The following is a 23026-nucleotide window of genomic DNA, read 5'->3' as shown; positions in this document are numbered from 1 at the left end:
ACGCAATCATGGCCGCATGAGCGTCGAAAGGGCTTAAGTGTTTAGAAAAACTAAACGCCTCGTGTCAAAAGCAGCCTTTCGACTATCGGACGCCCTCTCTATCGTTCCCCAACACGCAAGGAGCCGTTCGTTTCAGCCTCCTTGCAGATCGAGGAGCGATGATGATCGATGTCTTAATTATAGGGGGCGGCAACGCTGCCTTATGCGCCGCTCTGATGGCGAGAGAAGCGGGTGCCAGCGTGATGCTGCTGGAAGCTTCTCCGAAAATCTGGCGCGGTGGAAACTCCCAGCACACCCGTAACCTGCGGTGCATGCACGACCAGCCGCAAGATGTATTGATCGACGCCTATCCTGAAGAGGAATACTGGCAAGACCTGTTGAAGGTCACCGGCGGTCTTACTGATGAAAAGCTTGCACGCATTGCCATTCGCGCATCTTCTTCTTGCCGCGACTGGATGCGCTCACATGGGGTGCATTTTCAGCCACCTCTGTCAGGCGCGCTGCACGTGGCCCGCACCAATGCTTTTTTCATGGGGGGCGGCAAGGCGCTGGTGAATGCGTACTTCCGCAGTGCCGAACGGTTGGGTGTGAAAATCCGGTACAACGCCCAAGTCACCGATATTGAACTGGTCGATGGAAAATTCGTCGCGGCCCACATTGGCGAGCATCAAGTCGATGGTCAGCGCGTCGCGGCAGAACGTATTGAAGCCCGGGCCTGCGTGTTGGCTGCTGGTGGTTTCGAATCCAACCGTGAGTGGTTACGCGAAGCCTGGGGGCAGAACGAGCGCGGTGAATGGCCCGCCGACAACTTCCTGATCCGTGGAACCCGATTCAATACGGGTATTTTGCTGCGGCGCATGCTTGATCTGGGCGCTGACGTGATCGGCGATCCGACGCAAGCACACATGGTTGCAATCGATGCACGCGCGCCACTTTACGACGGCGGTATCTGTACGCGAATCGACTGTGTATCACTGGGTGTCGTGGTCAATCGTGACGGCAAACGGTTCTATGACGAAGGTGAGGATTTCTGGCCCAAGCGTTATGCCATCTGGGGGCGTCTGGTCGCCGGCCAACCAGGGCAGCAGGCCTACTCGATTATCGATCAACAAGCCGTCGGGCGCTTCATGCCTCCCGTCTTTCCCGGGACTACTGCGAATACCCTGCAAGAACTCGCCCGTCAATTGAAATTGCCAGAAGAACAGTTCGTAAGGACCGTGGAGGATTACAACAACGCCTGCCGCGTCGGTACCTTCGATCACACGGCACTGGACGATTGCCACACCCACGGATTGACGCCGGCCAAAACGCATTGGGCGCGTCCATTGGTGAAACCGCCTTTCTATGCCTACCCGCTCAAACCCGGTGTCACGTTCACCTACCTCGGCCTCGCCACTGACGAAACCGCCGCCGTGCACTTTAACGGAGAAGCGAGCCCCAACCTGTTCGTAGCCGGAGAAATGATGGCCGGTAATGTATTGGGTAAGGGCTACACCGCAGGTATCGGCATGGCCATCGGTACAGCGTTCGGCCGTATAGCCGGTGCACAAGCGGCCGCCGCTGCGGGCGTTGACGCTTCATCTGTGAATACGGAGTCCTCACATGCAACTGTTTGATCCCAAAACATCGGGCGAGTTGATCCCGGTACTGAATCTTGACGAATCTGAAGTCGAGAGGCAGATGACCATCTGCAATGCCTGTCGTTATTGCGAAGGTTTCTGCGCGGTATTTCCGGCAATGACCAGGCGGCTTGAGTTCAACCAGGCGGACATCCATTACCTGGCGAACCTTTGCCACAACTGTGGTGCCTGCTTACACGCCTGTCAGTACTCGGCCCCACATGAGTTCGACGTCAATGTACCGAAGGCAATGGCCAAGGTGCGCCTCGATACTTACACCGAATACGCATGGCCACGGGTGATGGGCAAGTTGTATCAGCGAAACGGTATGACCCTGGCGCTGGCTTCGGGAGCGGGCCTGGCATTGTTTCTATGCCTGACCCAGATGATCATGGGGAACCTATTCGTCACCATTGCGGCGGGTAATTTCTACAAAATCTTCCCGCATAACACGCTTGCGTGGATGTTTGGCGCAGTGTTCGGCTTTTCGATACTAGCGCTAACCATTGGGGTACGACGTTTCTGGCACAGCGTCTCACCCGTGGCAGCCTCTCTGCCAGTAAGAGCGTCCGCCGCATTTGAAGCGACAGCCAGCGTCGCGCAGCTCAAATATCTGGACGGTGGCCATGGTGAGGGCTGCAACAACGCCGACGATCATTTCACCCTCTGGCGGCGTCGCTTCCACCACCTCACTTTCTACGGCTTCATGTTGTGCTTCGCCGCCACGGGTGTAGCAACGCTTTTTCACTATTTGCTGAATTGGCCGGCCCCTTATCCGATCTTCAGCTTGCCGGTGATGTTGGGCGTTGTCGGGGGTATCGGTTTGCTGATCGGTCCGGCAGGCCTGCTCTGGTTGAACCTGCGCCGCAACCCTGCGCACGGTGACGAGAACCAGAAGCCTATGGATCGCGGGTTCATCGCATTGCTTTTTTTGGTTAGCGCAAGCGGCTTAGCGCTTTTGGCGCTTCGAGAAACCAGCTCATTGGGCTTGATGCTGGCTATTCATCTCGGTCTGGTCATGGCGTTTTTTCTGACCATGCCATACAGCAAGTTTGCCCATGGAATCTTCCGCAGCGCAGCGCTGCTCAAACACGCCATCGAGAAACGCCAACCTAACCCGGTCGTTGCTGGCAACGACTAACGGCTTGAACACTCATTCCAAAAACAATAGTGAGCATAACGGCAGCCATGATGAAAACTACGACGACCACAACGCGTACAAAGGGGTCCAAGCTAGGGGCCATTTTTCGGGTTACTAGTGGTAACTTTTTAGAACAGTTCGATTTCTTTCTTTTCGGGTTTTACGCAACTTACATCTCTCAGACCTTCTTTCCAGCCACCAGCGAATTTGCTTCGCTAATGATGACCTTTGCGGTGTTTGGCTCTGGGTTTCTGATGCGCCCGTTGGGAGCAATCGTACTGGGTGCGTACATCGACAAAGTTGGCCGTCGTAAGGGGCTGATTGTGACACTGTCAATTATGGCCGCTGGTACGGTGTTGATCGCCCTGGTGCCGGGCTATGCCAGCATCGGCGTAGCGGCACCGATTCTGGTATTGCTGGGCAGGTTGCTGCAAGGCTTCTCTGCCGGCGCAGAGATGGGCGGTGTATCCGTGTATCTTGCGGAAATTGCAACACCCGGCCACAGCGGCTTCTACACAAGTTGGCAATCGGCCAGTCAGCAAGTTGCAATCGTCGTAGCGGCCGCACTTGGCTACACCATCAACGCTACCATGCAGGCTGCTGAAATCGCCGACTGGGGCTGGCGCATTCCTTTTTTCATTGGCTGCGTGATTATCCCGTTCATTTTCATTATCCGCCGTTCACTTGAAGAAACAGCGGCATTCGCTGCACGCCTGCACCGTCCAACAACGCGTGAAGTGTTTCGCTCAATGCGTGACAACTGGCGCACAGTACTTGCCGGCGGATTGTTAGCCTCCATGACAACGACCACGTTCTACTTGATCACGGTCTATACCCCCACGTTTGGTAGAACTGTACTGAACTTGAGCACCACCGATAGCCTGGTGGTCACGTTGCTTGTTGGTGTCAGTAACTTTTTCTGGTTACCCATAGGCGGTGCGATTTCTGATCGGATAGGTCGTCGCCCGCTGCTTCTCGCGATCTCTTTTCTGTGCATCTTTACGGCTTATCCGGCTATGCACTGGCTGGCAGAAGCGGCTAGTTTCCAACGGTTGCTTACCGTCCTGCTGTACTTCTCATTCTTTTTCGGTATTTACAATGGCGCTATGGTTGCAGCGTTAACTGAGGTGATGCCTCAGAACGTCCGTGTGGTTGGCTTCTCGCTAGCGTTCAGTCTGGCAACTGCTGTATTTGGCGGTTTCACCCCGGCAATCTCGACCCTGCTGGTCCAGGCCACAGGGGATAAAGCATCGCCAGCCTACTGGCTTATGTTCGCGGCGATGTGCGGATTTACGGCGACAACCATTCTATATCGCAAGCAAAAAATATTAGCGGCCAAACTTGTGTAGTTCGCGCTCGATAACCGTCGCTACTTTTGGGTAGCGACGTCTCGTGAGTTGCGGCTTGGAATTGAATCAACAGTTAGCCTGTATTCACGATTGCCCGGTTGCGCCTTGGACGATTGGCTATAACCGGCAAAGATCAGGCGCTCAATGCGTCTAGTCGATCAAGGCGGGCTCCCCCATCTGCGGTCTAGCGCAAGATTGAAAGGTTATCTCCCATACCGGCACATGCCTGACCAGCTTCCCAGCGACGGGCGTGGGGCAGGGCATGGGCCTGTTCGTGCGCAAGCAGGCTTCAAACTGATTGCCAACAAGAAATCACCCTCAACGCAGGCGGCAGCGATATCAACTTCGCCCCCCTAGCTGCATCAGATCGGGCACCGCAGGTGGCTACAACGTCAAGTCTGTGCGACTCAATCCCCTAGGTGCAGTCGTTGTTACGCAGCCTGAACGTCACTTCGTGGAGCCTGCGCCCAGGCCGTAATCCGTGCTGAGCAAGGGTAATTGAGCCTGTAGCGAGTCGCGCTGTGACTCCTTATTCCTGCAAGGGGTGAAGTAAAAGCGTTGCTTGGCGTTCAAGATCGCGCATCGGTTGCCTACAGAGCTGTTTGAGAATATTGTGTGAAAAACTTATACAGGCAGTCGGGTGATGTACAAGAATTTGCAGTGGCCACTGACGCTTTTTTTTGATGGCGCTTGCCCGCTCTGCGCCCAGGAAATCAACGTGTTACGAGCGCGGGCCTCGCCGCAGCGGCTGGTATTTGTTGATATCAGTGAAGCGACCTTCGACGCAAAAACCCTGGGATTTACCCTTGGGCAGATGCAGTCGTGCCTGCACGCCAGGTTCAGTGACGGAGCGTGGGTCACAGGCTTGGACGCGACGCTATGGAGTTGGCGAGCCGCCGGTCTCGGAATGTGGGTTACGCCATTGTCCTGGCGGTTTATGAGGCCAGTGCTGAGCCTTGGTTATCGCTTTTTTTGCCGCGTGCGCCCGCACTTGGGCTGGTTGCCGCATCCAGATGGGCGTCGGCGCTGTACCGACAATCGCTGCACGGTTTCACCCCCTGCGCCTTCTGACAAGCGTCCCAACCCGCTAGTGGGCAAATAGCACTGCGCTACCTGGCTCGTCCTACTCGGCAAAGACGTCTGCTGAACTGATCGAGTCGGCGCGAGGCCTTCTTGCGTCCCTGATGCCTGTCCACTAAACCCTGCAGGAACTTATCGAATGAAAAGGCCAAACCGGCTGTGCCTGGTGTTGGGCGACCAGCTCTCTTTCAATCTCGCGTCACTGCAGTGTCTCGACGCACAACGCGACACGGTACTGATGGTTGAGGTGATGGAGGAGGCCAGGCATGTCCCTCATCATCCGCAAAAAATCGTTCTGATCTTGAGTGCCATGCGCCACTTTGCTGCGGCCTTGCGTGAGCGCGGATTTAACGTGCAGTACGTTTCGCTCGTTGATCCGGACAACAGTGGCTCCGTACCGGGCGAATTGGTGCGGTGGCAGGCGCTGCTGCAGCCAGCTGAAATTCATATCACGGAGTGTGGTGATTGGCGCCTGGAGCAATCACTCAGGGCCTGCGGTCTAGCCATCCAGTGGCATTCCGATCGTCGTTTCCTCTGCACGCGTGATGAATTTGCGAACTGGGCGAAAGGGAAAAAACAGCTGCGCATGGAGTTCTTTTATCGAGAAATGCGCCGCAAAAGTGGGTTACTGCTCAATGGCGACGGCACCCCGGTCGGAGGCGCCTGGAATTTTGATGCGCAAAACCGAAAACCGTTACCCAAAGGGCTTAAGCCCCCGTTACCCACTCGTTTTACGCCCGATGCCATCACGCAGGAGGTACTGGCGTTGGTGGCGCAAAACTTCTCCAGTCACTATGGCTCACTGGACAAGTACGATTACCCTGTCACGCACGCCGAAGCCCAAGTCCTCTGGGCGTTCTTTCTTGATTGGGGCCTTGCGGCCTTTGGCGACTATCAAGATGCAATGGCCAGTGACGAGCCCTTTCTTTTTCATGCCCGTATCAGCGCTGCACTCAATATTGGCTTGCTGGATTTGCATCAGCTGTGCAGTGATGTGGCGTCTGCTTATTGGTCAGGCAGTATCCCGTTGAACGCTGCCGAAGGTTTCATTCGGCAACTGATCGGCTGGCGGGAATACGTCAGGGGGGTCTACTGGCTGAAGATGCCTGACTATGCCCATGCCAATAGGTTCGGCAATACCCGATCGCTTCCCGCCTTCTACTGGACAGGCGACACCAAGATGAACTGCATGCGTCAAGCCATCAACCAAAGCTTGCAGCATGCCTACGCGCACCATATTCAACGATTGATGGTGACCGGCAATTTCGCACTGTTGGCGGGAATTGCTCCGAGCCAAATTTGCGAGTGGTATCTGGCGATTTACATGGACGCCTTCGACTGGGTGGAACTCCCCAATACCCTTGGCATGGTCATGCATGCCGATGGCGGTTATCTGGGCTCCAAACCTTATTGCGCCAGCGGGCAATACATCAAGCGCATGTCGGATTATTGCCGTGGCTGTGCTTACAAGGTGAGCGAAAGTACGAGTGAGGACGCGTGCCCATTCAACGCGCTCTATTGGCATTTTTTGATGCGCCACCGTGATCTTCTGCTCAGTAATCAACGCATGAGCATGATCTACAAAAACCTCGCGCGTATGCCTGAGTCGAAGCAGGAGGCACTTTGGCTACGTGGCCAAGACCTGCTGGCTAAGCTGGAGGCAGGTGAGCCCCTTTAAAAAGACTGAATGCGCAGGCGTACTTACCTGTATTGCGCTCTGGATTTCGCACATGAGCGTTCATGTCGTTATAGAGCGCGTAGCACCAAACCGCTAACTGACTGATTTGTAAAGATTGTCTTGTATCAATATATTTCAATCGTTTTTGGGGTTAATAAAGACAAGATCCAGACTTTTATGAGGCCAAACGCATTAAGGCCGCATTTTTCACCAGATATGGCGGTGTATATGGTGAAAAGGACTACATGACACTTCTTATACTGCGCTCGGCGTCTGTCTACCTGCGCAGCACCTCCTATCTGACTGATTCGAGAACCTGCTCTGTCGGGGCGCTTTACCCGCAGAAGAGGGCGCTGGCAGCGTCTCCTGTGGCGTGCACCTAATAAGTCTAAGAATGAGAAAAGTGTAATGAATAAACAGTCCATCCAGATTGCTCTTGCTTACATGTCTGTGGTCATTGGCGGCGGCTTTGCTTCCGGACAGGAGGTGCTGCAGTTTTTTACCGGCTATGGGCTGATAGGCATCGCAGGCACGCTGGTGAGCGGCCTGATGTTTGCCTTTTTGGGTATGCAAATCGCCCGCATGAGCTCGAAGATGCAAGCCAATTCGCACAAAGAGGTTCTCTACAGCCTGTTCGGGGCACGTATTGGATGGGTCGTTGATGTGGTGTTGTCGTTCTTCTTGTATGGCGTCGGCGTGGTAATGCTGGCTGGCAGCGGCTCAATCTTCGCTCAGCAGTACGACATGCCACCTTTGTTTGGCGGCGTACTGATGACGGTCCTGGTGATCGCCACCCTGTGCATGAACGTCAAGCGCATCATTGATTTGATCAGCGCTGTCATGCCCTTTCTGCTGGCCATGGTGCTCATCATCACCACGTATTCGATTTTCAGCTACAACGCACCCGTAGAGACCCTCGACGCTGTCGCCCGTGAGAACAACGAAACGGTGTCCGGCAACTGGTTTGTCGGGGCCCTGTTGTATGCATCGTTCAACATTGCGGTAGGTTTCCCGATGCTGGCTGTGATCGGAGGCATGACTCGACAACCGAAGGCCGCGGCTGTGGGCGGCATACTCGGCGGTTTGGGATTGGGCGTGCTGATCCTGCTGTTGAACATCGGCCTGTTCGCCAATATCAACCAACTGCAGGGCATCGAAATGCCATCGCTGGCACTGGCCGGCCGCATTTCGCCGATTCTGTCGGTTGTGATGTCGCTGGCTCTGGTTTGCATGGTGTACAGCACGGCGGTAGGGATGTTCTTTGCGTTCAGCGCCCGTTTTGCAAAACCTGAAACGCGTCGTTTCAAGGTGACCAGCGCAGTGGCTGTGTGCGTGGGGCTGGCCTTGAGCCTGGGTGGCTTTAGCAAATTGGTCGGGACTGTTTACCCACTGCTGGGATACGTCGGCTTTGCCCTCATTCTCGCGATTGCGTTTAGCTGGGTACGTGGTCGCTCAAGCGCCAAGGCGCTTAAAGCTGAACTGGACGCGGCTTCATAACGGGCGCGGTCTCGCAACAGCCCTCCCTTGAAACCAGAACCCCGCCTTGTGCGGGGTTTTTTCATTCACGTTGCAGGGCAAAGCGCCGCTAGCGGGCGTCAAAAAAACCGTGTGCTACGCTCTTTTTCAGTTTGACTAACCCCTTTCTGGACTATGGAGTCGGCGATGCGAAACATTCTGTCAACGCTATCAATCGCACTTGTAGCACTCGTCCTTACCGCTTGCGTTAATGGCGGGGCGAATAACCCGGGGCCAAATGAGTATGAAATCCGCACCGGGGTCATTGAGCAAATTGAGCTTACGCAGGCACAGACAAACCATGACAGCGGGGTCGGCGCCATTTTGGGCGGGATTGCCGGGGCCGGGATAGGCAGCTTGATCGGTCATGGCACGGGGCGGGATGTGGCGATGGTGGCCGGTGCGCTGGCCGGGGCGGCGGGCGGCAACTACACCGAAAGACAGCGCTATGACCAACCGCGGCAAGTTCAGCAAATTATCGTACGGGTCAAAAGTGGTGTCCTGGTGTCGGTTACCCAGCCAATCAACCCTGTCCTTAAGCCGGGGATGCACGTGTATATCGAAGGCGCGGGCAGTGACGCGCGGGTGATTCCACAAAACTAACCCCTCAGGCATTGCCCGCAAGCGCTGGTTGACTTGGGGCAATGGTTTTTCCTGTCGAGCAGCGCTTTTGATGAGGCTGTTTTCGACGGTTATTTTCCGCTTTTCCTACTAAGTGGCTGTTTTTTAATAAATTTGTGCGTTTGGGGGTTTCCAGATGTTACGAATGTTGGTAAATTTGCGCGCATTCCTGGACAGGTCATCCGATGGCCTGCAGTTCAAAGCCCTTTATGTGTTTTGCGCTGAGCACGCGGGAGTCGAGTGCCAAGCACTCATCGCAACAGATACAGGGGCGTCGCCAAGCGGTAAGGCAGCAGGTTTTGATCCTGCCATGCGTTGGTTCGAATCCAGCCGCCCCTGCCATTTCTTACAGTATTTCTCGCATACCGTTGCTGCGCATTCTGCGTAACCATCCTTTTGAATCTAAAACCCCGTCCTCACTTTGCGTGTTGTTTGCGAAGCGATTTTGCGTGTCCGGCACTTGTATCGAGCACAAAAGAGCAGGGGTTGGCGATTGCGCTACGGCCAACCCCTGACTGCTTAAGGTGTGCTAAGCGGTGGCGTACGCGGCGGCACTTTGCGTCGTGAGCCGGTGGCTTCAAATGCGCTGGCCAGACGCAGCAAGGCTGAGTCATCGTAGGCGCGGCCAGCAAAGGTTAGCCCCACAGGCATGCCGATGTCGTGCATGACGCCCATCGGCACTGTGACGGTCGGGACGCCCAGGTGGCGAATGGCCAAATTGCCATTGGCCACCCACACGCCGTTGCTCCAGGCGATATCCGCTGATTCGGGATTCACGTCGGCATCGGCCGGGCCGACATCAGCGACCGTCGGGAAGATCACCGCATCCAGCTTGCGTGCATCCATCCAGTCTTCGAGATCGATCTTTCGGGTTTGCTCCAGCCCGCGCAGGCCATCCGGCAAAGAGGCAATCTGATCCCAGGGGGTAATGCCACGCTTGGCCATTTTTACGTACTCATCCATACCGGCAGCGAGGTCGTCTTCACGGTTGGGCAGGGTGCCGGGGTCGTGGGGGAAAATGTTTGGCCCATCGACATCGGCCAGGCAGTTGAGTTTCGGATCGCCGTTGGCGCGCAGAAAATCATCGAATGCCCAAGCAGACAGTTCCCACAGCTCGTCGTGCATAAACGTTTTGGACACCAGCCCGCGGTTAAATACAGTGGGCGCACCCGGCCTGTCACCTTCGCAGTTGGAGACCAGCGGGAAGTCCACTTCAATCACCTCAGCGCCTGCCGTTTCCAGTGCGTGGCGTGCCTGTTTCCACAGGTCCATTATTGAATCGCGCGTGATGATCTTTTGCCCGGTAGGGCCGCCGATTCCCGGGTTTTCCGAGGTGCCTGCTTCGGCATCTGCATTGATGTACATGCGCGGCACGCCAAAGCGTTTACCGGCCAGGGCCTGTGGGGTGGCGGCCAGTTGCAGGTAGGCGTCGGGGCGCACCGAAGAGGCCCTTGGAATGGGCACCCAGGGTTGCAGGCGCCACAGGTCGCCGCGGGTCTCAGGGTCGTCCGCCACAACGATGTCGAGTACTTCAAGCAAGTCAGCCATGGTGCGCGCATAGGGGACAACCACGTCCATGGTCGGCGTCAGTGGCCAGTTGCCCCGCACCGAAATTACGCCCCGGGATGGGGTATACGCGCACAAGCCATTGTTGGAGGCAGGCCCGCGGCCGCTCGACCAGGTTTCTTCCGCAAGACCGAAGGCTGCGAAACTGGCAGCGGTAGCTGTGCCGGCGCCGTTGGATGAGCCGGAGGCAAACGGTGCGGTCAGGTAATCGGCGTTGTATGGGCTTTCGGCCCTGCCGTAGACGCCGCGTTGCATGCCGCCGTTAGCCATGGGTGGCATGTTGGTTTTGCCCAGGCAAATGGCTCCCGCCGCCCGCAGGCGTTCGATGGTGAAGGCATCGCGGTAGGCAATCAGGTCCTTGAACGCAGGGCTGCCGGAAGCTGCAGTCAGGCCCTTGACCAGATAACTGTCCTTGGCGGTATACGGAATGCCGTCCAGTGGGCCCAGGGTTTGGCCCTTGGCGCGACGCTCGTCTGAAGCCTGCGCCTGCGCGAGTGCCTGCGGGTTGCGGACCACCACGGCATTCAGTGCGGTGGGAGTGTCCGGACCGTCATAGGCGTCGATGCGCTGCAGGTAGGCTTCGACCAGCTCCACGGCGGTGGTATGGCCTGATTCCAGCGCGGCGCGCAAGTGGGCAATCGAGACTTCAGTCACTTCGATCATGCCGTCACCGCTTTTGCGATGAAGGCAAACAGGCGACGGCTGGCATCACTTCTGGGGTGGGGGGTAAAAGCGTCGTGTGTTTTAAAAGGGCAGGTCATATCAATTCTCATTGCACGGCTCACGCAGCAGGGCTGAACTAGTGGCCAGAGCTTAGCGAAATCCCGGGCGTTTAGGCCATCTCCGATGCACATTCTGGCGTCTGTCGTTCATTTCTCTGGCATGCCGGACGGGAACCAGAATCCGGATACTCAGTCATAGCGATGTGCCATCTCGGCCATTTGCAAAGGAATTCATTGATGTTCAGTCCCCATAAAGCCTTGTTTGCTGTTTCCGTCCTGAGCGCGGCGCTGCTGATGCCGGTCAATGCGGCCTTTGCCGACAGTGAACCGACGCGTCTGGTCATGGGGCCGTTCAGTGCGGTGTACAACGACGACATTCTGGCGGGCGCAAGCGAGGCGGGCAGGACCTACACCGTGCGAAGTTCAGGTTTTACCGTCAATGATTTGCAGCAGATGCAAAAAAAACTGGATGACAACAACAAGGCCCTCAATGAGCTGCAGTCGCTCAAGCAAACCGTCAGCGAACAGGCGCGCCAGATTGAAGCGCTCAAACGCGACACGGGTTCGGCACACAACACGGGCGCCAGTGAACTGTCCCGGCTGACACGCACCACACAAGACCAACAAAAAGCATTGGACAAACTCGCGCAGCAGGTTGAGGACCTCAAGCGCAGTGCCGGGTCTAATTCAAGTGCCAATGATCTGGCTGCGCTCAAGCGCGAGGTCAGCGACCAGCACCGCGAAATGGATGGGTTGAAACGTAACGTCGAGGACCTCAGTCGCAAGGTGAAATGAAGGCCAAAATCGGATCCATTGTCATAGGTAGCTGAAAAGATTCAGCTTATAGCCAATTGGAATAGCCTTACGGGTTTAATCTTATTAAAAACATGTGGTTATTTAATGACTTAGGTCAGTAAAGAATTGAAAAAAATCCTGCAAAATATCTTGTTACGAGTTGTAACGCTGCGGTAAGATTGCCCCGCGTTCACCTACCACGGTTTATGCATTTTTAAGGCCCAAGTTTCCATCAGCTACTTGGGCTTTTTTTTGAGCTGCTCATTTATTGGATCCAAAAATCAAGGGCGCCGTCCGGTCAGTGTTCGTCGCAAACACCTTCTGGCATGAATCACGGCGGGCCGCGTGCTATCGTTCCTCACTTTTCCGAGGGGTAAACCGATGCGAATGCTGATTGGCGCTGTGAGCCTGGCCCTGCTGGCCGGTTGTGTTTCTTCTGCCATGAATGAAGCGCGCAATCAGAAGCCGGTGCGGGTGCTGGCTTCGAGCAAAGAAACGCCGCTGGTTGCACAGTGCATTCAGTTTGCATGGCAGGACGAAGCCGTCTTCGGCGTTGATGCCAGTGGTTACCTGAACACCGGTAAAAACGGTGGCATGACGGTCTATACCCGTGGTGGTGAATCCTTTGCCGACCTGGTGCCTCAGGGCACCGGGACATCAGTGAGCTATTACGCTGCCAAACCGGATGACAGTGTGGCCATGCGCCGAATGGCAGCGATGGCGACGTGTCTGTAACCCGCTCGGCGCGGCACTGAGGCTGTTCGCGTGAGCGTGCAGCAGGGCTTTGTGCTGACCCGGCACTGGCGCGACACGCCGTCGGGGATTGAAGTCGAGTTCTGGCTGGCCACCGACCGCGGGCCACAACGCCTGCGTCTGCCGCTCCAGTCGTGCACCGCGTTCATCCCCGCCGAACAGTGCGAGCAGGCGCAAACGCTGTTGCAGGGTGAGCGCCATATCGAGTTCCGTGCACTGGCGATGTGCGACTTTCATTCGCGTCCAGTGGTCGGGCTGTATTGCCGGCAGTATGGCCAGCTCACCGACATCGCCCAGCGTTTGCGGCGTGCCGGGCTTGACGTTTATGAGTCTGATATCCGTCCTCCCGAGCGCTACCTGATGGAGCGTTTCATCACCGCGCCTGTGAGCTTCAGCGCACGCGAGCAGCCGGACGGCTTGTGGATGGATGCGCAGATCAAACCCCATCCAGACTATCGACCTCGTTTGAAACTGGTGTCACTGGACATCGAGACCAGCGAACAGGGTGATTTGTATTCCATTGCCCTTGAAGGTTGCGGGCAGCGCCAGGTGTACATGCTGGGCAAGGCCACGGCAGTGGATACTCCGGTGGATTTCGACCTTGAGTTCTGCGCCACCCGTGCCGAACTCTTGCAACGCCTGAACCAGTGGTTTTTGCGCCACGACCCGGACGCAATCATTGGCTGGAACGTGGTGCAGTTCGACATGCGGGTACTGCACGAACACGCGCGTCGCCTTGGCATCCCGTTGTTGCTGGGGCGCGACGGCAGCGAGATGCAATGGCGTGAACACGGCGCGCGCAACAATCACTTTTTTGCCAGCGCGGCCGGGCGCCTGATCATCGATGGCATCGAATCCCTGCGCTCTGCCACCTGGTCGTTCCCCTCGTTCAGTCTGGAGAACGTTGCACAAACCTTGCTCGGGGAAGGCAAGGACATCAGCACCCCGTACCAGCGCATGGACGAGATCAACCGCATGTTCGTCGAGGACAAACCGGCGCTGGCGCGTTACAACCTCAAAGACTGCGAGTTGGTGACGCGGATCTTCGAGAAAACGCAGCTGCTGACTTTTTTGCTCGAGCGCGCGTCCGTCACCGGGCTGGAGGCAGATCGCAGTGGCGGCTCGGTGGCCGCGTTCTACCATTTGTACATGCCGTTGATGCACCGTCAGGGCTTTGTGGCGCCCAATCTGGGGGAGAACCCGCCCCAGGCAAGCCCCGGCGGGTTTGTCATGGAGTCGCAGCCGGGCTTGTACGAGTCGGTGTTGGTACTGGACTACAAAAGCCTGTATCCGTCGATTATTCGCACCTTTCTGATTGACCCGCTGGGGCTGGTTGAAGGCTTGCGCGATCCCGGCGATACAGCGTCGGTAGCGGGCTTTCGCGGCGCCCGTTTTTCCCGCACCCGGCATTGCTTGCCCGCGATCATCGAGCGTGTGGCCAATGGCCGCGAAGTGGCCAAACGCGAGAAGAACGCGCCCCTGTCCCAAGCCCTGAAAATCATCATGAACGCGTTTTACGGGGTGCTGGGTTCTAGCGGTTGCCGTTTTTTCGACACGCGGCTGGCGTCGTCCATCACCCTGCGCGGGCACGACATCATGCTCAAAACCCGTGCGCTGATTGAGGCCAAGGGTTACAGCGTGATCTACGGCGACACCGACTCTACTTTCGTCTGGCTGCGCAGTGAGCACAGCGAAGCCGACGCCAGCCGCATTGGCCGCGAGCTGGTGCAGCACGTCAATCAATGGTGGCAAGACCATGTCCGCGAGGAATACGGGCTGAGCAGCGCCCTCGAATTGCAATACGAAACCCATTACCGACGCTTCCTGATGCCGACCATCCGTGGGGCCGAGGAAGGCAGCAAAAAGCGTTATGCCGGGATGGTGGAGCGGGCCGACGGCCAGTTCGAGATGGTCTACAAAGGGCTTGAAACGGTGCGCAGCGACTGGTCGCCGTTGGCGCAACAGTTCCAGCAGGCGTTGTATGAACGCATCTTCAAACGTCAGCCGTATCAGGATTACGTGCGTGATTTCGTGCGCAGAACGCTGGCCGGTGAACAGGACGCCTTGTTGATCTACCGCAAGCGTCTGCGCCGGCCGCTCAGCGACTACGAGCGCAATGTGCCGCCCCATGTGCGCGCTGCACGGCTGGCCGATGAATACAACGATCAACAGGGTCGGCCCCGCCAATACCAGCGCGGCGGCACGATCAGCTACATCATCACCTTGGCCGGGCCGCAGCCGTTGGAGAACCTGACCGCCGCGGTGGATTACGATCACTACCTGACGCGTCAGCTACAGCCCGTGGCCGATGCGATTCTGGTGTTCGTCGATGACGACTTCAGCGCGTTGGTGGGCGGGCAGATGGGGTTGTTTTAAGCCTTGCCCGACGCTTCAGCCAGGGCTTTGGACTTGGCGCGGTCCTTGGCGGCCTTGGCTTCGACAGCCAGGCACTCCATGCAGAACTGCTCGGCGTAGGTCATAAAAATGTCGGTGGTTTCATTTTTGATCGTGCGCGAACCGGCGAGGATGTAGCGCATACGCTTTTCGGTCACGCCAATGCGCGAGGCAATCCAGGCCGGGGTCTGACCGATGCGGTCGACCAGTTTGTTGGCGTATTCGGTGTCGGGGTTGTAGCGGTCAGCATTGGGGTACATGAGGGTTCCGTGTGGGCAGGATGCGAAGCAGGGCGGCAGGGTACTCCTTTTTCAGAGGGCTGGCCCGGCAAATCCGATGCGGGACACGAAACGCCCGGCACCCATATATGAACTAGAGTTCTTCCCACTCATTGACAGACACGAGAGGGATTTTCATGACCGCACTGGACGTTTTCTGGGTCGGGTTGGGAGGCGGGCTGGGTTCACTGCTGCGCTGGTGGATCGGTTTACGGGTTGGCCAACTGTACAAGGGGCCGTTGCCTCTGGGCACGTTCATCATCAACGTCAGCGGCGCGTTTGTGATCGGCTACCTGAGCATTCTGTTCAGTGTCGACTGGCGGGACCGTTACGGTGACTTTCTGAACGCTGCCGTGCTCACCGGCATTCTGGGCGGCTACACCACCTTCAGCAGCATGCAACTGGATGCCTCGAAACTGGCCACGGCCAAAGACCGCGCCTGGGCGGCCGGTTATTTGATCGTATCGGTAGTGTTGGGTTTGGCGGCTGCCGCGTTTGGCGCCTGGCTGGCGCGTTAATCAGGAGCAGGAACCATGTTGAATCTGATCATTTTGATTTTTGTCGGCGGCGCGTTTGGCGCCATGTGCCGGGAGTTCGTCATGCTGTCAGTGCCACGCCTGGCTGACGGGTTTCCCATGGACATTTTTGTGGCCAATATCGTGGCTGCGTTTTTGCTTGGCGTGGCGACGTCACTGTTCAAAAGCAATCGCATCAATCAATACGTACACGTGATGATCGGGACCGGGATCATGGGCGGGCTTTCAACCTTTTCCAGCTTTGTGTTCGGCGCGGTTGAAATGATGAAAGACCCGGCCGGGGTCTTTGTGTCCATTTGCTACTTGGTGGCGAGCCTGGTGATTGGCTTTGCGGCAGTTGAACTGGGGTTGATCGCCGGGGCCAAACTGCCTGCGCAACCGACAAGTGATACGCAAGCCTGAGTTAGCAACAGCAGGCGCGCAGTCAAACGCGCCTGCTCTGGCCGGCGACGCCTCAGCCCAGCGACATACGCTTGCCAAAGAACATTTCAGTGATCAGGTCATTGTTGATGGCATCCCCTTGCAGGGTGCGCACCAGCAGTTCACTGCCCAGTAACGGCAATGACAGCACCATGGTCGGGTTGACGCGTTTGACCTTGGCCAGGTTCCGGGTTTCATTGACCAGTGCAATGACTTGCGTGTCATCGCCCGCCACTTCCTTGGCGGCCAGAATCACGAATACGTTATCGGCGTCGTTTTCGGACAGCGCCACGATGTATTTGGCTTCGTTGGCACCGGCCAGCTTCAGGGTCGAGGTGGCCGAGGGGTCGCCCTCAATGATGTCGGCTTTTTCCGGCAGGTCGTGCTGGCTGCCCGGCGCACACACCACGGTCACGTGTTCGCCGCGATCAGTCAGGCCTTTGTAGACGTTTTGTGCCAGTGAACCCGTGCCTACCAGAATGTAGTGATTTTTACGCGCCATGTGAGTAATCCTGCCTTTAACAATGCGTTGGATGTTGTTGCTGATCAGCGGACCGGCTATGGACGCCACCGAGATCGCGAAGATGGTGATGCCCAGAATGATCACTGTCAGGGTGAACATGCGGGCGTCGGTGGTGTGCGGAACAATGTCGCCAAAGCCCACGGTGGACATCACCACAATGGCGAAGTAGAACGCGGTCGGCAGGTCGGTAACCTGCGGCGCGAATTGTTCGCCCATGTAAAGCGTGCCGAGCATGCTGTAGACGATCAGCGAGGCGATACTGACCACGGCGAAAAAGCTGCCGGTCGCGAGGCTGTAATGATCGAAGCGCCGCCAGAAATAAACCAGCACGGCGATGTTGAACAATGAGAACAGCGTGACCCCGTCGGGGTTTTTAAGGATGAATATGTCGACACTGACCGTGGCCACCAGCAGCAGCAGCGAGAAGAACCAACTGATGCGCGACTTGATCACCAGGCCGATGGACATCAGCAGCAACACCAGCCCCACCACGAACCCCGGAATTTCCAGCAGCGCCAGAAAACTCAAAGCCTCCTTCCAGGTATCAAAGGTGCCGGAAGCGGCATTGGAGTGCGCCACCCCCCGTTGCAAGACCGGCAAAAACAAGAGAAAGCCATTGATGGCCACCAGCAGGGCGACCCCGTAGGCAAATGAGAATCGGGCTTTTACGTCCTCTTTTAAAGTCATGATTGCTACGACGCCTCAGTGAAAGAATGGATGGAGTGTCGGTCAGCGTGTAACGCGCACGTCCTTTTGCTGAGTCTGTTCATCAGGCATTGGCTCCTAAATGGTCATAACCGCGCAGGTAGTAATTCAAGGCTGAGACCAGCCAGCACAACACGAACATGCCGATGATCCAGTAACCGATTTCGCCGAAGTTGTCGCTGATGGCGTTGATCGGGGTCCAGATACCACCGGTGAGTTCCAGTTTGTCGGCAATCAGCCCGAGGGCTTCAACCCCGCCGATAAACAAGGCCACCACCACCGAGGCTGCGGTGATGGTGATGTTGTAGTAAAGCTTGCGCACGGGTTTGGAAAACGCCCAGCCGTAGGCGCCGATCATCACGAAATTGTCCAGCGAATCCACCAGCGCCATGCCCACTGCGAACAGCACCGGGAAGACCATGATCGACCACAGGTTGATGCCATGGGAAGCACTGGTGGCACTGATGCCCAGCAGGCCGATTTCAGTGGCGGTGTCGAACCCCAGGCCAAAGAGAAACCCCACGGGGTACATGTGCCAGCTCTTGTTGACCAGGTTAAATACCCGTCGAAACACCCGTGCCATCAAGCCGCCGCTGTTGCTGACCAACCCGTCGAGTTCTTCCGGGGCCAAGGTTTTACCGGCTTTGACCTGCCTGAACTTCTTGTACACCGAGATCAGGATCACCAGGTTCAGCACACCGAACAGCAGCAGAAACAGGGCCGAAACCAGCGTGCCGATCAGCCCGCCGGTTTCGTGGAACCACACCATGTCGTCTTTGAACGCCATGGCTGTGGCGGCGATGGCCAGCGATGCCAGAACCACGATGGTGGAATGCCCGAGGGAGAAATAAGTGCCCACGGCAATCGGGGTTTTGCCTTGCTGCATGAGTTTGCGAGTGACGTTGTCGATGGCCGCAATGTGGTCGGCATCGACCGCATGGCGCAGGCCAAAGCTGTAGGCCAGTAGCGCAGTGCCCATCAGCACCGGGTTGGTGCCGAATTCACTGAAGGCCCAGAGCCATGCCAATGCATTGGCGACAATCAAGCCGGTCAGCAAATAGATCGCGTTGCGCCGGGTGTTTGAGGGAGCGGCTGCGGCCAGAGGTTGAGCGATGGCTGTCATATAAAGGCTCCGCTAAAAGTGAACGCTACTGGCGGTGGGCGGGCATGACGTCTTTGTTGGGCACCAAAAATAACCAGGAAGCCAACACAAACGGCATGGTCAGGGTCGGTATGCCCACCGGGGTCAGCAGGGTATTCAAAGCCCCTTGCACAAAGACAGTGAAGATCACCCCGATCAGGGTGTAGATCAGCACTCGCCAGCTGGGCGTGTTGAAGGTCGAGCCCAGCGCGATGGCAGTCAGCACGGCGCTGAACGCGTACATGCCATTGTTGATGCTGGCATGCTCGGCTTGCAGCACAGTGGCCGTCAGCACCGCCAGCAGTGATCCGCACACGGCAAACACCGCAGCCCAGACTGAAGACACTGCCAGTCCTGCGATAAACAGCACGCTGCCGATCAGGGTGCTGATCAGGAATACTTCGGAAATCCCGTTGAACAGCCCGTCAATCAGGTGAATGCCATCGAACAGGTTGCTGTTGTGGGCGACCAGGTCGTGGGGCAGGTTGGGGACCGGTAGCGCCGTGTTGGTCAGGCCGCCGAAGGCATAGCTGGCCAGCAGGATCGTCCAGGTCACCAAAACAAACGGGGCGGTCAGGGCGGCGACTTTCCAGGTCTTGAGAATATCGGCGATGCAGAGCATGACGATCACTGACACCACGCTGCCGAGGATGATGCACAGCCACAGCACCGGTGTGACGTCCAGGAAGGTCGGCAACGCCGCGCCTACCAGGCAACCGTTGTAGCCGTACAACCCGGCTTTCCACGACGTGCGGTCTTGGAGGTTAAGCCCAGCGAGCGTCGCCACCGCCGTACCCAGTACGCAGCCCCAGGCCACGGCCGGGATTCCTTCGGCATAGGCGCCCACAAAGATCGCGGCGAAGAATAGCAACCCGGTCAACGGGTTGTTCTGAAACATGACTTGAGCACAGCCGCGCAGGGTGACGTCGATAAACTCAATCACCACATTGCCGTTTGCCAGCTGTGTCCACTTGGATCCGGGCGCTTTGGCAACATCCATAGAGGTTTCTCCGTTCGGGCTGCAAAGGAATTGCAATCACCGGGGCCGCAGCCGGTCCCGGTCACTACTGCGCAGTGTGAATTGCTTAACGCCAGAGAAACTGCGGCCCTAACGTGACCCCCAGAATCTCCTCTCGGGCGATTTTCCAGAACTCGCGAATCTGTGCCTTGACCTGACCGCTGTCATTGCCCAACACCTTGAAGATCAGCCCGCAGTTATTCGGCAGGCGGGTCACGCCGCTGGCCAGCCCTGCCTTGATGTCGAACAGGGCAGGCACGCGCTCGACAATGCGGTCGTGATGCACTTGGGGTGTGAGCAGCACCACGTTGCCGAACACATCGAAGGTCTGCATCACGCCAATCGCGTCGAGGCTTTCCTTCTTTGGCTCCAGCACGTATTTCTCGACAAACAACTCACGGCCCTCAAGGGTTTCGGCGCAGACCCGCGACGAATACACGTCAAAACCGAAACGCTCATCCACATGGTGGTATTTGCGCCCGGACATGAGGATCTCGCTGTAAATCGCCGTGGCGGTGGGATGGATCTTGATTCGGGTGTCGGTGATAAACCGCGCATCGCGGTGCGGGATCAGCGGGTCGGGCATGAACTCCAGATAGCCGTCCTCTTCGACCCGAAACTGCTGGATCTGCGAGGCATAGTTGGCATTCATTGAATGCACTTTGGTGGCCGACTGGGTAGTAACGTGCCCGGATGCGCCCACCCCCACATGGACGTCAGTGGCCAAGCGGTCGCCTTGCAGCACGCAGCCGGAGGTCGAAATCATCGTCACGCAGGGCAGACCGGGCATTTCTTCGTCCCAGTACAAGGCCCGCTGCACCAGTGACGGCACGCGTCGCTCCACATCCGCCAATATGCTGCGATCCCCACGCCGCTCAAACCCCAGGCGCAAATAACCGCTCTTGCCGACCGCGCCGCTGTGCATCTGCGGCGGTTCGTTTTGATACTCCGCCAGCTCCGGCGCGTCCTGACCCAATGCATGAGCGCGAAGCCGTGAAGGGGTGTTCACGATGTTCAGGCTCTGAGCTGTCATGCAGTGACCTCGCGGGCAGCAGGTTTTTGGGCGAACAGGAACATGTGTTCAATCATGTCCACCAGTTCTTCAATGCCTTGGCCGGTCTTGCAGTTAGTGAGGATGTACGGGCGGTTGCCGCGCACCACTTTGGTGTCGCTTTCCATTACGTCGAGGCTGGCACCCACGTACGGCGCAAGGTCGATTTTGTTGATGATCAGAATGTCGGCCTGCACCAGCCCCGGGCCATTTTTGCGCGGGATTTTCTCGCCTTCGGCCACGTCGATCACATAAATGTAGAAGTCGGCCAGTGCCGGGCTGAAGGTCAGTGTCAGGTTGTCGCCGCCGCTTTCAATCATGATCAGGTCGCTGTCGGGGAATTTCTCTTCCATTTCCTCCACGGCGGCAATGTTCATGCTCGGGTCTTCGCGCACCGCGGTGTGCGGGCAGGCGCCCGTTTCAACGCCGAGAATCTTGTCTTCGTCGAGGATGCCCTTGAGCGTGCGTTTAACCTGCTTGGCGTCTTCGGTGGTGACGATGTCATTGGTGATGATCAACGGTTTGTAACCGCGCTTGATCAGGATCGGGGTGATCACTTCAATAATTGCGGTTTTACCCGAGCCGACCGGGCCGCCAATACCAATACGCGTAATCTTTTTCACAGGCCTTGCTCCTAAAACAGTCTTGCAAACAGGTGCAGCGCGGGCTGGGGCCAGCGCTGTGCATCGGGTCAGTTCATAAACAGCCGCACATGGGCTTTGACGTGGACCGCAGCCAACACGTCGACAATCGGCACATAGGAGGCCATCTGCTCGATATCGCCGATTTCAGCGATGTCACAGAACGCTTCGATGTCGTGGTTGAGTTCAAACAGGATGTGCTGGGTGTCCAGGTGCGTGACACGCATCAGGCGCATGGCGGCGCTGAGGATGGTCATCGCCACCCCGTACTGGTGCATCACCACCACCTCGCGGGCGCCGATGCCCTGGGTCGACATCACGACTGCCTGGGTCACGGGGTAGGTGCCTGCGGCGTTACCGGCCTTGATCTGTTCCAGCCACCAGCGCACCAGCGGGGTCTCCACCACATGGATCGACATTTCCGCGAGTTTTTTGCCCATGCGCGTTGCCATCAAGCGGCTTTCTTCGTTGAGCTTGCGGTTATTGACCGCCCAGTCCGCACGCAAAATGCCCTCACGGTCATCGGCCAAGGCCGCGCGGTGTGCCGCAACCACACCCATACCGTCGCAACTGGCGGCCTGCTTGAGCGCCGTCAGCACAAAACCTTTGAGCGTTGCCACATCGTGAACGATGCCGGTCTGAATCGCGGACTCGACCCCGTTGGAGAACGTGAATGCACCGACCGGTAACACCGAGTCGCCAAACTGCATGATGCGTATGAGATCTGCTGCCTTCATGGTCACGCCTTCTGCAAGGTTCAGTGCTTGTGGTCGTGGTGCGTATGGCCATGGTCGTGGCTGTGACTATGGCTGATGCCGTCGCCATGGCTGTGCACGCCGTGAATCTTCAGCGCCGCTGCATCCAGCTTGTCCTGAGGGCTGGCGACGTGAACGTGGGTGTCGGTTTCTTCGGCACCGCCAAACAACAGGCGTGCTTCAGAGCTGGTGAGGAGGGGCAGGATCTCGGCGCCGCCAATGAAGGCGTAGGGCAAGTGCTCAAAACCGTGGGTGCGCATCACCGAGTCCATCATTTTGGTTTCCACCGTGAGCGGGATGTACACCTCGTTGTGCTTGGTCACGGCCTTCCAGTGCTGGTTGCCCAGTGCGTGGCCGAGTTCGAAACTGGTCTTGATCAACACGTCGAGGGGCTGTTTTTTCAGCTCCTTGAGGTCGATCACCATGACGTCGCGCAGGTTCAGTTGCACCACCACGGCCGTTTTGCTGGCTTCGTCCCACATCAGCACGTCGCCGTCGGCCAGCACCACGTTGCGCTCCAGTGAAATGCCCAGGTCACGTCCGCCGAGGCTGGTACGTCGGCAGCGGCTTTTCTGCGCTTCACGCTGATCCAGCACCAGCAGGTCAATGTGGGCGCCTTCGAGTTTGTGCTGCCAGGCCGGGTCTTTCTTGGCATTGCCCAGAATGTGTTCGATCAAAATCACGTCGCAAACTCCTTCCTTGATGCCCGGCCATCCACACCCTTG

At 57.3% G+C, this 23026-nt stretch carries 21 protein-coding genes and 1 tRNA gene; 13 read left to right on the top strand and 9 right to left on the bottom strand.

Annotated features, from left to right (window positions below; genetic code table 11):
- The first annotated feature begins 161 nt into the window (after positions 1 to 161).
- From tcuA to HBN68_RS12795, 8 genes are all read left to right on the top strand, one after another.
- Positions 162 to 1616, top strand: a complete 1455-nt coding sequence (gene tcuA, locus HBN68_RS12830) for an FAD-dependent tricarballylate dehydrogenase TcuA (protein WP_094995297.1) — start codon at positions 162 to 164, stop codon at positions 1614 to 1616.
- A complete protein-coding gene (tcuB, locus tag HBN68_RS12825; protein WP_169964414.1) occupies positions 1603 to 2760 on the top strand; it encodes a tricarballylate utilization 4Fe-4S protein TcuB in 1158 nt (385 codons plus the stop codon). Before tcuA ends, tcuB begins: the two co-directional genes overlap by 14 nt.
- A gap of 47 nt (positions 2761 to 2807) precedes the next feature.
- Positions 2808 to 4109 carry an MFS transporter gene (locus HBN68_RS12820; RefSeq protein WP_169964416.1) on the top strand — a complete coding sequence of 434 codons (1302 nt, stop codon included), beginning with the start codon at positions 2808 to 2810 and terminating at the stop codon, positions 4107 to 4109.
- A gap of 643 nt (positions 4110 to 4752) precedes the next feature.
- The gene (locus HBN68_RS12815; protein WP_169964418.1) at positions 4753 to 5211 is read left to right on the top strand and encodes a DUF393 domain-containing protein; all 459 of its coding nucleotides are present in this window, start codon (positions 4753 to 4755) and stop codon (positions 5209 to 5211) included.
- A 117-nt stretch (positions 5212 to 5328) separates the two neighbouring features.
- Entirely contained in the window at positions 5329 to 6867 is a 1539-nt protein-coding gene (locus tag HBN68_RS12810) for a cryptochrome/photolyase family protein (protein ID WP_169964420.1), read from the top strand.
- Between the two features lie 408 nt (positions 6868 to 7275).
- The gene (locus tag HBN68_RS12805) at positions 7276 to 8364 is read left to right on the top strand and encodes a hypothetical protein (RefSeq protein ID WP_169964422.1); all 1089 of its coding nucleotides are present in this window, start codon (positions 7276 to 7278) and stop codon (positions 8362 to 8364) included.
- 165 nt (positions 8365 to 8529) lie between these two features.
- Positions 8530 to 8985, top strand: a complete 456-nt coding sequence (locus HBN68_RS12800; protein ID WP_094993923.1) for a glycine zipper 2TM domain-containing protein — start codon at positions 8530 to 8532, stop codon at positions 8983 to 8985.
- A 285-nt stretch (positions 8986 to 9270) separates the two neighbouring features.
- Positions 9271 to 9345 (top strand) — tRNA-Gln (locus HBN68_RS12795).
- A 177-nt stretch (positions 9346 to 9522) separates the two neighbouring features.
- Here HBN68_RS12795 and HBN68_RS12790 read toward each other — a convergent pair.
- Positions 9523 to 11232 carry an amidase gene (locus HBN68_RS12790; RefSeq protein ID WP_169964424.1) on the bottom strand — a complete coding sequence of 570 codons (1710 nt, stop codon included), beginning with the start codon at positions 11230 to 11232 and terminating at the stop codon, positions 9523 to 9525.
- A 296-nt stretch (positions 11233 to 11528) separates the two neighbouring features.
- Here HBN68_RS12790 and HBN68_RS12785 point away from each other — a divergent pair, with 296 nt between their 5' ends.
- The 3 genes from HBN68_RS12785 to HBN68_RS12775 all read left to right on the top strand — a co-directional run bounded on the left by HBN68_RS12785 (position 11529) and on the right by HBN68_RS12775 (position 15215).
- Positions 11529 to 12086, top strand: a complete 558-nt coding sequence (locus HBN68_RS12785; protein WP_094993921.1) for a hypothetical protein — start codon at positions 11529 to 11531, stop codon at positions 12084 to 12086.
- Positions 12087 to 12467: 381 nt separating this feature from the next.
- Entirely contained in the window at positions 12468 to 12821 is a 354-nt protein-coding gene (locus HBN68_RS12780; protein ID WP_094993920.1) for a hypothetical protein, read from the top strand.
- A 30-nt stretch (positions 12822 to 12851) separates the two neighbouring features.
- A complete protein-coding gene (locus HBN68_RS12775) occupies positions 12852 to 15215 on the top strand; it encodes a DNA polymerase II (protein WP_169964426.1) in 2364 nt (787 codons plus the stop codon).
- Here HBN68_RS12775 and HBN68_RS12770 read toward each other — a convergent pair.
- Entirely contained in the window at positions 15212 to 15493 is a 282-nt protein-coding gene (locus HBN68_RS12770) for a hypothetical protein (protein ID WP_094993918.1), read from the bottom strand. The genes HBN68_RS12775 and HBN68_RS12770 overlap by 4 nt on opposite strands.
- A 155-nt stretch (positions 15494 to 15648) precedes the next feature.
- On the opposite strand from HBN68_RS12770, the gene crcB (HBN68_RS12765) reads away from it, so the two are divergent.
- On the top strand, positions 15649 to 16029 hold the full coding sequence (gene crcB, locus HBN68_RS12765) for a fluoride efflux transporter CrcB (RefSeq protein ID WP_094993917.1): 381 nt from the start codon (positions 15649 to 15651) through the stop codon (positions 16027 to 16029).
- A gap of 15 nt (positions 16030 to 16044) precedes the next feature.
- Positions 16045 to 16449 carry a fluoride efflux transporter CrcB gene (crcB, locus tag HBN68_RS12760; RefSeq protein ID WP_094993916.1) on the top strand — a complete coding sequence of 135 codons (405 nt, stop codon included), beginning with the start codon at positions 16045 to 16047 and terminating at the stop codon, positions 16447 to 16449.
- 52 nt (positions 16450 to 16501) lie between these two features.
- Here crcB (HBN68_RS12760) and kch read toward each other — a convergent pair whose 3' ends face one another.
- The 7 genes from kch to ureE all read right to left on the bottom strand — a co-directional run bounded on the left by kch (position 16502) and on the right by ureE (position 22984).
- Positions 16502 to 17677, bottom strand: a complete 1176-nt coding sequence (gene kch / locus HBN68_RS12755; RefSeq protein WP_094993915.1) for a voltage-gated potassium channel protein — start codon at positions 17675 to 17677, stop codon at positions 16502 to 16504.
- Between the two features lie 82 nt (positions 17678 to 17759).
- Positions 17760 to 18818 (bottom strand): HoxN/HupN/NixA family nickel/cobalt transporter, encoded by a 1059-nt coding sequence (locus tag HBN68_RS12750; RefSeq protein WP_094993914.1) that lies wholly within the window; start codon positions 18816 to 18818, stop codon positions 17760 to 17762.
- A gap of 25 nt (positions 18819 to 18843) precedes the next feature.
- Positions 18844 to 19836, bottom strand: a complete 993-nt coding sequence (gene yut, locus HBN68_RS12745; RefSeq protein WP_169964428.1) for an urea transporter — start codon at positions 19834 to 19836, stop codon at positions 18844 to 18846.
- A gap of 85 nt (positions 19837 to 19921) precedes the next feature.
- A complete protein-coding gene (locus HBN68_RS12740) occupies positions 19922 to 20887 on the bottom strand; it encodes an urease accessory protein UreD (RefSeq protein WP_094993913.1) in 966 nt (321 codons plus the stop codon).
- Positions 20884 to 21528, bottom strand: a complete 645-nt coding sequence (gene ureG / locus HBN68_RS12735) for an urease accessory protein UreG (RefSeq protein WP_094993912.1) — start codon at positions 21526 to 21528, stop codon at positions 20884 to 20886. The genes HBN68_RS12740 and ureG overlap by 4 nt, the downstream gene beginning before the upstream one ends.
- 68 nt (positions 21529 to 21596) lie before the next feature.
- The gene (locus tag HBN68_RS12730; protein WP_094993911.1) at positions 21597 to 22283 is read right to left on the bottom strand and encodes an urease accessory protein UreF; all 687 of its coding nucleotides are present in this window, start codon (positions 22281 to 22283) and stop codon (positions 21597 to 21599) included.
- 20 nt (positions 22284 to 22303) lie between these two features.
- Positions 22304 to 22984 carry an urease accessory protein UreE gene (ureE, locus tag HBN68_RS12725; protein WP_094993910.1) on the bottom strand — a complete coding sequence of 227 codons (681 nt, stop codon included), beginning with the start codon at positions 22982 to 22984 and terminating at the stop codon, positions 22304 to 22306.
- Between the last annotated feature and the right edge of the window lie 42 nt (positions 22985 to 23026).

The organism is Pseudomonas sp. WS 5078, from assembly GCF_012985745.1.
GTDB classification, from domain to species: domain Bacteria; phylum Pseudomonadota; class Gammaproteobacteria; order Pseudomonadales; family Pseudomonadaceae; genus Aquipseudomonas; species Aquipseudomonas lundensis_A.
The sequence above is the reverse complement of the archived record's forward strand: the minus strand, read 5'-3'. Positions and strand labels throughout refer to the sequence as shown.